Origin of the sequence: Lentzea cavernae (genome assembly GCF_014653695.1) — a bacterium.
In the GTDB taxonomy this organism is placed as follows: domain Bacteria; phylum Actinomycetota; class Actinomycetes; order Mycobacteriales; family Pseudonocardiaceae; genus Lentzea; species Lentzea cavernae.
In genome coordinates this window covers 65,445-79,689 of the sequence record NZ_BNAR01000030.1, presented here as the reverse complement: position 1 = coordinate 79,689, position 14,245 = coordinate 65,445, and the positions used below count along the sequence as shown (strand labels likewise).

The window sequence follows — 14,245 nt, the reverse complement described above, 5'->3', positions numbered from 1 at the left end:
GGGCTTCACTCATGATCAACCAGGGTCTCACCCAGCCGCTCAGAGGTTAAAACTCAAGCTAGACGCTGTCCTGCAAGTTCGTCAGGTGAGAGACGCGGGCGCCGCTGTCGCCCGACGAGACTTGCAGGACAGCGTCTAAGCGACGGAGACGTCGGCGATCTCCCTGACCGCCTCCCGCAGGCGGTCGGGGGTGAGCGACGCGTACCCCAGCACCAGACCGGGCCACATGGGCGTGCGCGTGTACTGCGCCAGCGCCCAGACGTTCACGCCACGGTCCGCGAGCCTGCTCTTCAACGCGAGGTCGTCCGTCCCGTCCGGCATGCGCAGCACCATGTGCAACCCGGCCGCGACACCGATGGGCTGCCATGCGGGCAAATGCTCCGCAACGGCTTCCAACAGCGCGTCCCGCCTCTTCCGGTAGAGCGCGCGCGTACGGCGCAGATGCCGGTCATAGCCACCTGTCCGCAACAGGTGCGCGAACGCGGCCTGCGGGATCGTGCCGGTGCCCATGTCGTTGTACCGCTTACGTTGCACGATGCCTTCGCGCAGCCGTTCCGGCACCACGAGCCACCCGAGCCGCAGCGCGGGCGCGAGCACCTTGCTGGTCGTTCCCTGGTACACCACGTGTTCGGGCGCGAGCGCCTGCAACGCCCCCAGCGCCGGCCGGTCGTACCGGTGCTCGGCGTCGTAGTCGTCCTCGATGATCAACGCGTCCCGCTCGCGCGCCCAGTCGACGAGCGCCCGCCGCCGTTCCGGGTGCAGCACCACGCCGAGCGGGAACTGGTGCGCTGCGGTGACCAGCACCGCCCTGCAGTCCGTTTTGGACAGCAGATCGACCCGGATCCCCTTGTCGTCCACCGGAACCGGCACGGTGTCGAGTCCGTGCGACCGCAGCATGCTCTCCCCGCCGAAGTGGCTGGGCTCCTCGATCGCGATGCTGCCGTCCAGGACCCTGGCCGTGAGCTGCAACCCGTCCGCAGCGCCGTTGGTGATCACCGCGTCCTTCGCGACGACCGCCCGCACCCGCGCGAGGTAGTCGACGATCTCCTTGCGCAGCCCCGCGAATCCGGCCGGGTCGGGGTAGGCCAGGTCGTCGTCCGGCAGCTCGGCGAGCGCCGCCCGGTGAGCCGCCACCCACTCGGCGCGGGGGAACGCGCCCAGCGCGGGCAGTCCTGGCCGCAGGTTGTACCGCCACCGCTGCGGCGGCTCCGGCACACCGGACGCGCCGGCAGGCCCGAGACTCGCGACCGTCGTCCCCGAACCGCGCCGCGAGGTGAGGTACCCCTCCGCCACGAGCTGCGTGTACGCCGACGTCACCGTCCCCCGCGCCACCTCGAGCTGCGCGGCCAGGTCCCGGCTCGACGGCAACCGCGTACCGGGCGGGAGCCGCCCGTCCCGGATCGCCCGCCGGAGCTCGGCCTCCACCCCGCGACGCCGCTGATGCCCCGGCAACAACAGCTCGCGAAAAGTGGTCCAGTTAGCAGCCATCGAAGTGGAGCTTAAACCTGGACCAGTGCAGCGCAAGGCTCTGAGGCATGAAACTCGGGGTGGCCGCGGGAGCGACAGCGGCAACGATCGTCGGCGCGTCGGTACCGATCACGGGAATGCTCGAGGGCTACCCGGTCCTGACAGGTCAGGCCATGCGCTACGCCCTCGGCGCGGCCGTGTTGCTGCTGGTGGCGCGCCGTCTGCCGATGCCGTCGTGGCGGGACGTGCCCCCGCTGCTCGGCGTGGTGATCACCGGGATGCTCGGCTTCAACGCCGTGCTGATCGCGGCCCAGCAGTACGCGGAACCGGGCTTCGTCGCCGCCGTCATGGGCGGCTCACCCGTCGCACTGGCCCTGCTCTCACGCAAACGCACCACATCCGCTCTTGTGGGTGCTGTGGTGGTGGCGGCAGGCATCGTGCTGTTGTCCGGCGGCGGCTCGTGGCACGGTCCTGGCCTAGCGCTGGCATTGCTCACGATGGCCGGCGAGGTCTGTTTCACCCTCTTCGCCGTGGGAGTCGTACGACGCCTTGGCGTGCTCGGCGTGGCCACCTGGACCTGCATCCTGGCGACGGTCATCGGCGCGGTGCTCGGCACGTTCGTCGGCGGCTGGCAGGTGCCGACCCCGCGGCAGGGTTTCTCCCTCGCGCTGCTGGCCGTGGTGGTGACCGCGCTCGCCTTCGGGCTCTGGTACTTCGCCGTGAACCGCCTGGGCTCCGACCGCGCGGGCGTGCTCATCGGCCTGATGCCGGTGTCCGGCCTGGCGACTTCCGTGTTGTTGGGCGTACAGGAGCTTTCTCTCATGTCCGTCCTCGGTGTCACCACGGTGGCACTCGGGTGCGTCATCGGGCTCCGCAGAGGAGCGCACGACGCAGAGGGCGCTCACCACACACACGACTCGGGCCGGGTACCCCCAAAATCAACAATAGCGAACGGGTCTGACGCTCCTGCGGGAGTTGTTGCGCCGTAGGAGCTTCTGCAGGAGCGTCAGGAGCGTGCGACCACGACGGCCATCTGCCGGAGGATCTCCTGCGAGTCGCCGGGCTCGGCGAGGACCCGCTCGAAGATCTCCCGTTGCGCAGCCGTGAACCGTCCTCGCTCCAGCAAGGTGAAGGCAAGGCTTTGCACGTCGGTGTCGGCAGAGGCGCCCTTCGAGTACCAGACCCACACGGCGTGGAGGGCGGCCTCGCGCGGTGCGCCGTACCAGTGCGAGGGCTGGTTCGGGTTCGGCGCGGACGGATGCGGGCTGCGGTGGCCCAACCGCTTGGCATGCCGGCGAAGTACGCCGTAAGCACGAAGTTCGGCCTGCCAGGCGGCGTAGCTGGAGTTCAGCAGTTCCATCGCGCTCGGCAACGCGGCCGGGTCCCGCGTGAAGTCACCTGCCACGACCCGGAGAAAGCTCAGCGACGCGTGGAAGCCGATCGGGCTGTAGCGCTCCAGGCAGTAGCACAACGCCGTGACGCGACGGCCCAGCGGAAGAGAGTCATCGAGAACTTTCCTCATGTCACTGGAATAGCTCACGAGCCGACCTTCGCCAGCCACGACGAGGCCTCGTCAGCGGGCAGCACGCGAGCGATGTCCACGAGAGGCGTCATCATCGGGTAGAGGCGCCCCGTGTTCCACGACCGCTGGTACGGCGGCGGGCCCAGCACGACGACCCGGCGGCCCTCGAACAGCGGGATGTCGGACGGGCGGCTCTCGTTCCAGATCGTGCCGCCGAAGGCGTCGGACAGCTCGAACCGGCCGTGGATTCCACCCTCGGGCTGGAGATCCGGGCCCACCGACGCCGCCTCCACCCACGACTCCAGCGGCGGTTCGCCGGGTACGTACGAGGGGATCAGGCGGTAGGCGAGCAGCGTGTGGAGCTGGAAGTTGTCGCCGATGCCGCCGATCGTCACGTCGAAACCGGTGCCACTGGGACGGTGCAGCACCAACAGCGGTTCGAGGTCCACCACCAGCAGCAGGCCGTGGAGCCACGAATCAGCAGGCACAGCAGCAAGAAGGCGCTCGCGGTGCGGCAGTCCGGCGCGGACGTCCTCGTCCTGCAAGGGCAGCAGGAGCGCACGCTCCCAAGCCTCGCCTTCGCCGCGTTCGAAGGCTTCCACCACGCGCAGCACCAACGGCTCCAACGCTTCGCACGCACCGATGTAGAACAGCAGGTTGCCCAGCAACTCGTTGACCTGGACGTCCGGCGACGAAGACAGCACCAGGGCCGCCGCCGACATCTCGTCGGGCGAACGGCCCTGGGCCTCGTTGACGAACGTTTCGAACGCGCCCGGCTCGCCCCGGACGACCGTTTCCGCGACCGGCGTCAGATCCACGCGCAGGACACTAGGCGAGATCAGGCCCCTGCGAGCGGAGATCGTCGACCTTCGACATCGCATCGCGCAGCTCGCCGAGCCACGAGTCCGCGTGTTCTCCGACCAGACGCACGGCCCAAGCCAGGGCATCGGCCCGTGAGCGAGCCACGCCAGCGGCTACCAGCGTGTCGAGCACCTGGCGTTCCGGCTGGCGCAGGCGCGTCATGACCGGCACGGCCAGGTGCGTGAACAGTTCGCGCGTGCCGCCCAGCTGAGCACCCCAGGCGACCTTGCGGCCGTAGAGGTGCTCGGCCTGGCGGGCGATCTCGATGCGGTCGTCGCGGGTCTCCTCGCGCCAGCGCGAGATGCGGCCCGACTCGGCCGCGGCGCGCGAGGCGTCGTCGAAGTCGCCCTCCAGCGGCGTGAGCGTGCCCACGACGGTGATCTCCTCGCGGTCGACGATCACCTCCGCGGCGCCGGTGAACCAGCCGTCCGGGAGCCTTCCCGCGAACCACGCCGCCGCGTCGTCGGCCGAGGGCAGGTCAGCCTGCTGCCACCCGCCTCTTCCTCGCCATCCACGTCCCATAGCACTCACCCCTGATTACATGATTACGTCGTTACCGACGTTACGCCTGCAATCAGCTAGAGGGCGTTCGCCGTCAGCGAAGTGACCAGGGCGTCCACTGACACCACCGGCCGATCGCAGACGTAGCCGCGGCACACGTAGGCCGCAGGGGCCTCGTCGACCAACGGGCGGTCTTCCAGCAACGGCGCGGACGAGGGTTCTCCGGCCACGACGACGCCGCCACCGGGCACATGGGCCACCGCCGCCGCCCACAGCGACGCACGGCGCGAGTCGTCGGCACCCACCACGGCCACCTGCAACGGGCCCGCGACCAGCGTTTCCGCGACGGTCAGCCAGTGGCCGGCGAACCGCGGGGCGCGCGCGGCCAGCAACCCGGCACGGGTCACGGCGGCGGAAGCGGCCTCGTAGTACCGCGCCGAACGATCGGCGCCCGCCAGCAGGGACGCCGTCAACAAGGCCGAGGCCAGCGAGGACGCACCGGAGGGTGACGCGTTGTCGGTCGAGTCGGCAGGACGCCGTACGAGTGTCTCGGCGTCGTCAGCGGTGTCGTAGTAGGCGCCGGGAGAGTCCGGCACGGCGAACCGCGAGAGAGCGGTGTCCAAGAGCCCGCACGCCAGGTCGAGCCACCGGATCGAGCCGGTGACCTGGTACAACGCCAGCAGGCCGTCGGCGAGGCAGCCGTAGTCCTCCAGCACGCCGAACGACGGGCCCGCCACGCCGTCGCGCGAGGTCCGCAGCAGCCTGCCCTCGACCAGGTGCACCGCGGCCAGCAGCGACGCGGCCTCCGAGGCCGCCGCGATCCACGCCGGCTCCCCGAAGAACGCGCCCGCCTCGGCCAGCGCGGCGATCGCCATGCCGTTCCAGGAGGCGATGACCTTGTCGTCCCGGCCGGGATGCGGCCGCAGGGCACGCGCTGCCAGCAGCGACGCCCGCACCTGCTCCCCCGGCTCCGACACGAACCGCAGGGTCGACTTGCCGTCCTCGAAGTTCGGCTCCGCGGTGACGCCGAAAGCGGCGGCGGCGTCCCCGAGTTCCTCGTACGACCACACGTACGTCAGGCCTTCGACGCCGTCGGTGTCCGCGTCGAGCGAAGCCGCGAAACCGCCCTCGGCCGTGCGCAGGTCTCGCAGCAGGAACGACGCCGTGTCCCGCGCGACCCTCTCGTAGCGCTCAGATCGCGTCACCCGCGTCAGACGGGTGTAGAAACGCAGCAGCAAAGCGTTGTCGTACAACATCTTCTCGAAGTGCGGCACCACCCACGACGCGTCGACGCTGTAGCGCGCGAACCCGCCACCGAGCTGGTCGTACATGCCACCGCCGGCCATCGCGTCGGCTGTCGCGGTCGCCATCGAGACGGCCTCGACCGAGCCGGTGCGCTCGTGGTGGCGCAGCAGGAACTCCAGTGCCATCGACGGCGGGAACTTCGGCGCGCCACCGAATCCGCCGTTGCGGCGGTCGAACTCGCCCAGCAACGACACCACGGCGCCCGCCAGCGCGTCGGAGTCCACTGCGAACGGAGGCAGTGGCGCACCATGGCGGGAGATCTCCTCCACCACAGCGGAGGCCGACTCCAGGACCTCGCCCCGCTGCGCCGTCCACGTCGCCGACACGGCCTCGATGAGCTGCGTGAACGACGGCATGCCCGGCCGCGGCGACGGCGGGTAGTAGGTGCCCGCGTGGAACGGCCGCGCGTCCGGCGTCAGGAACACCGTCATCGGCCATCCGCCGTGGCCGGTCATGGCCTGCGTGACCTCCATGTACACGGCGTCGACGTCCGGGCGTTCCTCGCGATCCACCTTCACCGGCACGAAGTTCGCGTTCAGGAACGCGGCGACCTCCGCGTCCTCGAACGACTCGTGCGCCATCACGTGGCACCAGTGACAGGCCGCGTAGCCGACGGACAGCAGCACCGGCACGTCGCGCCGCCGGGCCTCCTCGAACGCCTCCCCGGACCACGGCCACCAGTCGACCGGGTTGTCCGCGTGCTGCAGCAGGTAGGGGCTGGTCGCGTCCGCAAGTCGGTTCGCCATGCCCTCCACCCTAAATCGCCTGCGGAAACGGCGACTGTCGATCAGACTCAGCCACGTGTTGCTCACCATGACCACGACGCACCAGCCGGCGACCGATCTCGGCCACCTGCTGCACAAGCATCCCGACCGGGCCCAGTCGTTCACGACGAGTTCGGGCGTCGCGCACGTCTTCTACCCGAAGGCGACGAACGAGGAATGCACGATCGCCCTCCTGCTGGAGGTCGACCCCATCGCGCTCGTACGAGGTCCCGGCAGCACCCTCACCCAATACGTCAACGACAGGCCGTACGCGGCCGGGTCGTTGCTCACGGTCGCGCTCGGCAGCGTGTTCCGCACGGCCATGAACGGCCGCAGCGACAGCTACCCGGAGCTCGCGCGGACCCCGATTCCCCTGGTCGTCCGCGTTCCCGCGCTGCCGCACCGGCTCGCGGACCGGCTGTTCACCCCGCTCGGCTGGGACGTCGCGATCACCGGGCACGGCGACTCCCGCTACGGCGACGTGACGCTGACCGGCACCGTCAAGCTCAGCGACGCCCTGAAGCACCTCTACGTGCTGCTTCCCGTGCTCGACGGCGGCAAGCACTACTGGGTCGCGGCCGACGAGGTCGACAAGCTGCTCAAGGCCGGCGACGGCTGGCTGGCGTCGCACCCGGACAAGGAGCTGATCACCACCCGCTACCTGGCGCGCAAGCGTCCGCTGATCACCTCTGCCCTGGAACGTCTCGCGGACGTCGACGAGGTCGAGCCCGAGGAGCTCGACAACGCGCTGGCCGAACCGAAGATCTCCCTTGCCGTGCAGCGCAAGGAGGCCGTGATCAAGGCGCTGAAGGAGGTGCGGGCCAAGCGCGTGCTCGACCTCGGGTGCGGTGGCGGGGCGTTGTTGCGCGCGCTCGTCGGCGAGCCCGAGTTCACCGAGATCCACGGCGTGGACGTGTCCGCGAAGGCGTTGCAGGAGGCCGCGCGCAAGCTGCACCTGGACCGCATGGGCGAGCGGCAGCGCGAGCGGATCACGTTGCGGCAGTCGGCTTTGACGTACGCGGACCCCGAGCTGGCGGGCTACGACGCGGCGGTGTTGATGGAGGTCGTCGAGCACGTCGACCCGTCGCGCCTGCCCGCGCTGGAGCACTCCGTCTTCACCGTCGCGCGACCGGCGACGGTGCTGGTGACCACGCCGAACGTCGAGTACAACGCGCTGTTCGACATGTTGCCGGAAGGGCAGATGCGGCATTCCGACCACCGTTTCGAGTGGACTCGGCAGGAGTTTCGCGAGTGGGCGGACGGCGTCGCGGAACGGCGTGGTTACACCGTTCGGTACGTGCCGATCGGGCCGGAGGACGCCGAACGCGGCGCGCCGACCCAGATGGCCGTGTTCGGCTTGGGAGAAGTGAACTGATGGAGCTGAAGATCCCTGACCTGTGCCTGGTGGTGCTGGTCGGCGCCTCGGGTTCTGGCAAGTCGACCTTCGCGCGCAAGCACTTCCTGCCCACGCAGGTGCTGTCGAGCGACTACTTCCGCGGGCTCGTGTCCGATGACGAGAACGACCAGTCGGCGTCGGCGGACGCGTTCGAGGCGCTGCACTTCGTGGCGCGCAAACGGCTCGAGGCGGGACGCGTCACCGTGATCGACGCGACCAACGTGCAGCCCCAGGACCGCGCTCAGCTGGTCGAGGTCGCGAAGAGGGCGAACGTGCTGCCGGTCGCGATCGTGCTCGACACGCCGACCGAGGTGTGCCTCGCCCGCAACGCGCAGCGACCCGACCGCGACTTCGGCGCGCACGTGGTGAAGCGTCACCGGTCGGCGTTGAAGCGCTCGTTGAAGTTCCTCGGCAAGGAGGGCTTCAAGCGCGTCCACGTGCTGCGCTCCGAGTCCGATGTGGACAACTCGACGATCGTCTACGAGCGCCTGCTCAACGACCTCAGGCACGAGACCGGGCCGTTCGACGTGTTCGGTGACGTGCACGGCTGCCGCGCGGAACTGGAGGAGTTGCTGGCCGAGCTCGGCTACACCCTCGTCCACGACGGCGAAGGCCGTGCCGTGGACGCGGTTCCGCCTGGCGAGCGCAAGGCCGTGTTCGTCGGCGACCTGGTCGACCGCGGACCGGACACGCCCGGCGTGCTGCGCCTGGTCATGGGCATGGTCGCCGCCGGTCACGCCCTCAGCGTGCGCGGGAACCACGAGGAGAAGCTCGTGCGGGCGCTGCGCGGCCACAAGGTGACGGTCCGGCACGGCCTGGAGAAGTCGCTGGAGCAGCTCGCGCACGAGCCGGAGGAGTTCCGTCTTGCCGCGACGAGGTTCTGCGACGGCCTGGTCGCGCATTACGTGCTGGACGGCGGAAACCTCGTCGTCGCGCACGCCGGACTGCCCGAGCGCTACCACGGCCGTGCGTCCGCGAAGGTGCGCAGCTTCGCCCTGTACGGCGACACGACCGGCGAGACCGACGCGCACGGACTGCCCGTGCGCCTGCCGTGGGCGAACGACTACCGCGGCTCGGCGATGGTGCTGTACGGGCACGTCCTGGTGCCCGAGGCCGAGTGGATCAACAACACCATGTGCCTCGAAACGGGTGTGGTGTTCGGCGGGAAGCTGACCGCGTTGCGTTACCCGGAACGGGAAACCGTCTCCGTGAAGGCGCACCAGGTCTGGTATGAGAGCGACGCGCCGTTCCCGCAGAAGGCCGCCGAGCGCGCGCCGGACGTGCTGGCCCTGAGCGACGTGACCGGTCTGCGCCGCATCGAGACGTCGCTGATCGGCGCCGTGACGATCCGCGCGGAGCAGTCGGCTTCGGCCCTGGAGGTCATGAGCCGGTTCGCGATCGACCCGCACGAGCTGCTGTACCTGCCGCCGACGATGGCGCCCGTCGCGACCTCGCAGCGCGACGACGTGCTGGAACACCCCGAGGAGGCGTTCGCGGAGTACCGGTCCGGGTGGGTCGGCCAGGTGATCTGCGAGGAGAAGCACATGGGCTCCCGCGCGGTCTTGTCGGTGCGCAGGGAAGGCGGCGCGATCTACACGCGCACCGGACGCGCGTTCTTCGACGGCGCGCTCGGCACCGAACTGCTCGACGGCGTGCGAACGGCGTGCGCCGGTTTGTTCGACGAGCTCGCCACGGACTGGCTGCTCATCGACGCCGAGCTGATGCCGTGGAACGCCAAGGCCTCCGGTCTCATCCGCGAGCAGTACGCGGCGGTCGGAGCGGCAGCCGGCGGCGCACTGCCGGTGGCGGTCGACGCCCTGTCGGCAGCCGCCGCCCGTGGCGTGGACGTGACGGACCTGTTGGCGCGCACGACTCAGCGCGCCTCGAACGCCGAGGCCTACAGCGTCGCGTACGAGCGGTACTGCTGGCCGGTGGACGGGCTGGAGGGCGTGCGCATCGCGCCGTTCCAGCTCCTCGCGGCGGAGGGGCGGACGTTCCACGACCGTTCACACCTGTGGCACCTGGAGACGTTGGGACGGCTGGAAGGCCCGTTGTTCCAGCAGACCCGGCACCTCGTGGTCGACGTGAACGACCCTTCGCAGGTGGCCGCGGGTGTGCGGTGGTGGGAGGAGCTGACCGCGGCCGGCGGGGAGGGCATGGTCGTGAAGCCGCTGGCGAACCTCGCCGGACGCGTCCAGCCGGGCGTGAAGGTGCGCGGCCGCGAGTACCTGCGGATCATCTACGGCCCGGACTACACGACGCCTTCGAACCTCTCACGGCTGCGCAAGCGTTCACTCGGCCGCAAGCGCGGTCTCGCACTGCGCGAACACGCGCTGGGCATCGAGGCCCTGGAACGCCTCGTGCGCGGCGAACCCCTGTGGCGGGTGCACGAGTGCGTCTTCGGCGTGCTCGCGCTGGAATCGGAACCGGTGGACCCCCGACTGTGATCCTCGAAGTGGTGATCGGCTCCCACGCCTACGGCCTGGCGAGCACGGAGTCCGATGTAGACAGACGCGGGGTGTTCGTCGCGCCCACGGAAGCGTTCTGGCGCCTGGAGAAGCCGCCGACCTCGGTCGAGGGTCCGGACCCGGAACAGCTCAGCTGGGAGGTCGAGCACTTCTGCAAGCTCGGCCTCAAGTCGAACCCGACGGTGCTCGAAACGCTGGTGAGCCCGCTGGTAGAGATCAGCACGCCGATGGGAGAGGAACTGCGGGACCTGCTGCCCGCGTTCCTCTCCCAGTACGCCGTGCGAGCGTTCACACGCGCGACGGAGATGCAACTCTCGCGCGCGGGCCGCAACCTCAAGCCGAAGCAGCTCATGCACGTCGTGCGACTCCGCCTGGTGGGCCTCAACTTGCTGCGCACCGGCCGTTACGACATCACGGCGGACAGGTCGTTGCTCTCGATCCGCGATGGCTCGATGCCCTGGGACGACGCCGTGGCGTGGGCGCACCGGCTGGGCGACGAGATCGCCGCGGCCGAAGGACCGCTGCCCGAGGAACCGGACAGGGCGCGGGTGGAGGACTGGTTGATGTCGGTGCGCAGGAGGATGTTGTGAGTCACGCCAGATCTTCGTCGCCTCTGGGCCAATTCTTCCTGGGCGAGGTACCGGACCTGAGCGCCGTGGTCGCCGAGCAGTCCCACGACCTGCTGTTCGCGACCGTGTCCGGCGCACACCTGTACGGCTTCCCGTCACGCGACTCGGACGTCGACCTCCGCGGCGTCCACGTGCTGCCGCTGGCCGAGATCCTCGGCCTGCGCCACGGCCCGGAGACCAAGGAACGGATGTGGGTCCGCGACGGCGTCGAGATCGACCTCGTCACCCACGACGTGCAGAAGTTCTGCCGCCTGCTGACCCGCCCCAACGGCTACGTGCTCGAACAACTGCTCTCCCCACTGGTAGTCCACACCACCGACGCCCACCGCCGACTGGCCGACCTGGCCACGGGCTGCCTGACCTCTCGGCACGGCCACCACTACCGCGGCTTCGCCGTCACGCAGTGGCGGCTCTTCGAGAAGACCGGCGAGATCAAGCCGCTGCTCTACACCTTCCGCGCGCTGCTGACCGGCGTGCACCTGCTGCGCACCGGCGAGGTGAACGCCCACCTGCCGACGCTGCTCGACCAGCTCGACGGACCCGACTACCTGGCGGGGCTCATCGAGGCCAAGGTCCTCGGCGAGCACCGGGCGCTGGCGGGGGCGCCCGGGCGGCCGGCTCCCGAGCGGCTGGAGGCGGACCTCGCGCACTGGCACGAGGAGCTGCGGCGGGCTCGGGAGGGCAGTGACCTGCCGTTGGAACCGGTGGCGTTCGAGGAGGTCCACGAGTTCGTGGTGGGTCTCAGGCTTGGGTGAGGTTGGTGGGCTTACGCGAGACCGGCGGTGCTCACGCGGCGTCGGCGGCGTTGGGTGGCGGCGGCGTTGGGTGGCGGCGTCGTTGGGTGGCGGCGTCGAGTGGCGTCGGCGGCGTCGGTGACCTCACGGAACACCGGCGGCCAAGTGACACCAGCGGCCTTGGGTGACGTCGGCGACACGGGCGACCTGGCGCGACAGCGGTGACTGGCGTGACGGCGGGCGGCCTCGCGTGACAGCGACGGCCTTGGGACGCCAGCGGCCTTGGGTGACGTCCGCGACACCGGCGATCTGGCGCCACACGGGCGACTTGGCGGGACAGCGGTGACTGGCGTGACGTCGGCGACACCGTCCGCCTGGCGGCCCACGGGCGACCTGGCGCGACAGCGGCAGCCTCGCGTGACAGCGGCAGCGGCTCGCTACAGCGGCGGCGCGCGACGTCGATCGGCTTGCCCGGTCTCGGCTTGCCCGGTCTCGGCTCGCCCCGATGGTCTGGCTCCGCCGCCTCGTCTGGCTCCACTGCCATACGGCTCGACCGTTGCCTACCTCGGCTGCCGATGGCCTCAGACCCGGCAGACCTGACCTGGCAGACCTGACGATGGCCGTGAGCCGGCAGACCTGACAGAGCCTCACCCCGAGCCGCCCCGCCCCCGCGCTTCCTTACCTTGCGGAACGAGCAAAACGCCTTCGAGGTTCCCGCCTATCCACAGCCTACCGGCCGGAAGCATCCTCGCAGGTCAGCGAACCGCACCCCTGTGGACAACTCGCGATCATGACAACCACACCGAGCCCACACAGGCCACGCGCAAAAGCCCCGCGAGCCGGCACGACAAATCCCGAGCCGGAGAAGACTCAGTCCTTCTTAGGCTCAGAAGCCGGCGCGGCCGGAGTCTCCGGAGAAGCATCGGCCGGCTCGTCGAACGACGCCGGCAAGCCCTTGATGTGCTTGTTCATCGACTTCACGAGGAAGAAAACGGCGATGAAGAACACGATCAACAGGACGAGGCCGACCGGGGAGGACTTGCCGAAGTCCTCGCCCTGGCCGCCCTTGTCGTTCTCGTTCGGGTTCGACGGCTGCACGGCGACGAGCGCCACCGTGCTGCCGAGGGAGAAGTCTGGGGAGAGCACCCCTAGACCTTAACTCCGGCGAACAGGTCGGTTTCCGGCAGCGTCGAGTCGACCTGGGAGCGGACGAGCTCGTACTCCTCGGTCGGCCAGATCTCCCGCTGCAGTTCCATCGGGATCCCGAACCAGCGGCTCGTCGGGTCGATCTGGGTGGCGTGCGCCTTGAGGGCTTCGTCGCGGACGTCGAAGTAGTCGGCGCATTCGACCTGGGTGGTGACGCGGTCCATGACGTCGGGGCGGTCGCTGTTCCAGTTCGCGAGCCACTCGACGTAGGGCGACTCCATGCCGCGGGCCTCCATCGCCTCGTGGAACGCGACGATCTTGGCGCGGGAGAAGCCGTGGCCGTAGTAGACCTTCTGGGTTTCCCAGGCTTCGCCCAGTTCCGGCTTGTACGAGGCGTCGGCGGCCGCGTCGAGGGCGGCCATCGAGATCTCGTGCGTGCGGATGTGGTCGGGGTGCGGGTAGCCGCCGTTCTCGTCGTAGGTGACGACGACGTGCGGGCGGAAGTCGCGGATGGCCTCGACCAGGGACGGCACCGACTCCTCCAGCGGCACGAGGGCGAAGCACCCCTCGGGCAGCGGCGGCAGCGGGTCGCCCTCGGGCAGGCCCGAGTCCTTGAAGCCCAGCCAGCGGTGCTGGATGCCGAGGATCTTGGCCGCGTTGGCCATCTCCTCGCGGCGGACCTCGATGATGTTCTCGAGCACGTCCGGCTTGTCCATCGCCGGGTTGAGGATGCTGCCCGCACCACCGTCGGTACAGGTCACGACCATCACGTCGTGCCCTTCGGCGATGTAGCGAGCCATCGAGGCCGCGCCCTTGCTCGACTCGTCGTCGGGATGTGCGTGCACTGCCATAAGGCGCAGCTTGTCGGCCATGACCCCCGTGGTCCTCCTGTGTGAACGGTCCTGCGACACTCATCAACTGAACGTCGGGCACCATTGTTCCCCAGAGCCGAGGAGGGCGCGGACAAGTGGCTCAGCGCGTGCTCCCGGAGGGGCGTTACAGCAAGCAGGGTCGCAAACCGCTGGCCAAGTGGACGCGGTGGGCATTACTCGCTGTAGCTGTCGCGGTAGGTGCCGTCATCGCCTTCGTCGGTTACCGAAATCTCGGCACAAAACCGATCGAGGCGAAGCAGACCGCGTTCATCCTCCTTGGCGATGACCAGGTGAAGGTCAGTTTCGAGGTTTCTCGCGATCAACCTGAGCGAGCCGCCGTCTGCATCATTCGGGCCCGGTCCAAGGACGGGGACGAAGCAGGTCGGCGTGAAGTTCTGGTGCCGCCGGGAAATGACGTCGTCGTCGAGACAACTGTTCTCCGCACCTCGAAGCCGCCGGTCACCGGCGAAGTGTTCGGGTGCTCCTACCAGGTTCCCGCCTACTTGTCCACGAGCTAGCGGCCAAGCGGGTGATCTGCGGTTTAAACGGCGAGATGGGGAACAAATCGCCGTCGCTGAAC

Annotated in this window: 13 protein-coding genes; 6 read left to right on the top strand and 7 right to left on the bottom strand. The window is 69.4% G+C overall.

Features of this window, described 5'->3' with window-relative positions; genetic code table 11:
• Nucleotides 1-135: 135 nt before the first annotated feature.
• Nucleotides 136-1,488 carry a MocR-like pyridoxine biosynthesis transcription factor PdxR gene (gene pdxR / locus IE307_RS45750; protein WP_191305773.1) on the bottom strand — a complete coding sequence of 451 codons (1,353 nt, stop codon included), beginning with the start codon at nucleotides 1,486-1,488 and terminating at the stop codon, nucleotides 136-138.
• Nucleotides 1,489-1,535: 47 nt separating this feature from the next.
• Between pdxR and IE307_RS45745 the strand changes: the two genes are divergently transcribed.
• The gene (locus tag IE307_RS45745; RefSeq protein ID WP_191305772.1) at nucleotides 1,536-2,456 is read left to right on the top strand and encodes a DMT family transporter; all 921 of its coding nucleotides are present in this window, start codon (nucleotides 1,536-1,538) and stop codon (nucleotides 2,454-2,456) included.
• A 17-nt stretch (nucleotides 2,457-2,473) separates the two neighbouring features.
• On the opposite strand, the gene IE307_RS45740 is transcribed toward IE307_RS45745, so the two are convergent.
• From IE307_RS45740 to IE307_RS45725, 4 genes are read right to left on the bottom strand one after another with little or no spacing between them, the layout of a single operon-like run.
• Nucleotides 2,474-2,989, bottom strand: a complete 516-nt coding sequence (locus IE307_RS45740; RefSeq protein ID WP_191305771.1) for a hypothetical protein — start codon at nucleotides 2,987-2,989, stop codon at nucleotides 2,474-2,476.
• Nucleotides 2,990-3,003: 14 nt separating this feature from the next.
• The gene (locus tag IE307_RS45735) at nucleotides 3,004-3,807 is read right to left on the bottom strand and encodes a hypothetical protein (protein WP_191305770.1); all 804 of its coding nucleotides are present in this window, start codon (nucleotides 3,805-3,807) and stop codon (nucleotides 3,004-3,006) included.
• Between the two features lie 10 nt (nucleotides 3,808-3,817).
• Nucleotides 3,818-4,372: an ATP-binding transcription factor AbmR gene (abmR, locus tag IE307_RS45730; protein ID WP_191305769.1), complete on the bottom strand. Its 555-nt coding sequence runs from the start codon at nucleotides 4,370-4,372 to the stop codon at nucleotides 3,818-3,820.
• Nucleotides 4,373-4,428: 56 nt separating this feature from the next.
• Complete coding sequence (locus IE307_RS45725; RefSeq protein ID WP_191305768.1) at nucleotides 4,429-6,402, bottom strand: thioredoxin domain-containing protein; 1,974 nt, start codon at nucleotides 6,400-6,402, stop codon at nucleotides 4,429-4,431.
• Between the two features lie 55 nt (nucleotides 6,403-6,457).
• Here IE307_RS45725 and IE307_RS45720 point away from each other — a divergent pair, with 55 nt between their 5' ends.
• Genes IE307_RS45720 through IE307_RS45705 form a run of 4 tightly spaced genes read left to right on the top strand, consistent with a single transcriptional unit; the run spans nucleotide 6,458 to nucleotide 11,668 of the window.
• Nucleotides 6,458-7,795, top strand: a complete 1,338-nt coding sequence (locus IE307_RS45720; RefSeq protein WP_191305767.1) for a 3' terminal RNA ribose 2'-O-methyltransferase Hen1 — start codon at nucleotides 6,458-6,460, stop codon at nucleotides 7,793-7,795.
• Nucleotides 7,795-10,263 carry a polynucleotide kinase-phosphatase gene (locus tag IE307_RS45715; RefSeq protein ID WP_191305766.1) on the top strand — a complete coding sequence of 823 codons (2,469 nt, stop codon included), beginning with the start codon at nucleotides 7,795-7,797 and terminating at the stop codon, nucleotides 10,261-10,263. Before IE307_RS45720 ends, IE307_RS45715 begins: the two co-directional genes overlap by 1 nt.
• A complete protein-coding gene (locus IE307_RS45710) occupies nucleotides 10,260-10,874 on the top strand; it encodes a nucleotidyltransferase domain-containing protein (RefSeq protein WP_229905681.1) in 615 nt (204 codons plus the stop codon). Before IE307_RS45715 ends, IE307_RS45710 begins: the two co-directional genes overlap by 4 nt.
• Complete coding sequence (locus tag IE307_RS45705; RefSeq protein WP_229905680.1) at nucleotides 10,871-11,668, top strand: nucleotidyltransferase domain-containing protein; 798 nt, start codon at nucleotides 10,871-10,873, stop codon at nucleotides 11,666-11,668. Before IE307_RS45710 ends, IE307_RS45705 begins: the two co-directional genes overlap by 4 nt.
• Nucleotides 11,669-12,517: 849 nt before the next feature.
• Here the strand turns inward: IE307_RS45705 and IE307_RS45700 are convergent.
• Together IE307_RS45700 and mca are read right to left on the bottom strand one after the other, a co-directional pair.
• On the bottom strand, nucleotides 12,518-12,793 hold the full coding sequence (locus tag IE307_RS45700; protein WP_191305765.1) for a hypothetical protein: 276 nt from the start codon (nucleotides 12,791-12,793) through the stop codon (nucleotides 12,518-12,520).
• 2 nt (nucleotides 12,794-12,795) lie between these two features.
• Nucleotides 12,796-13,665: a mycothiol conjugate amidase Mca gene (gene mca, locus IE307_RS45695; RefSeq protein WP_191305764.1), complete on the bottom strand. Its 870-nt coding sequence runs from the start codon at nucleotides 13,663-13,665 to the stop codon at nucleotides 12,796-12,798.
• A gap of 95 nt (nucleotides 13,666-13,760) precedes the next feature.
• On the opposite strand from mca, the gene IE307_RS45690 reads away from it, so the two are divergent.
• Nucleotides 13,761-14,183: a DUF4307 domain-containing protein gene (locus IE307_RS45690; RefSeq protein ID WP_191305763.1), complete on the top strand. Its 423-nt coding sequence runs from the start codon at nucleotides 13,761-13,763 to the stop codon at nucleotides 14,181-14,183.
• Nucleotides 14,184-14,245 lie beyond the last annotated feature (62 nt).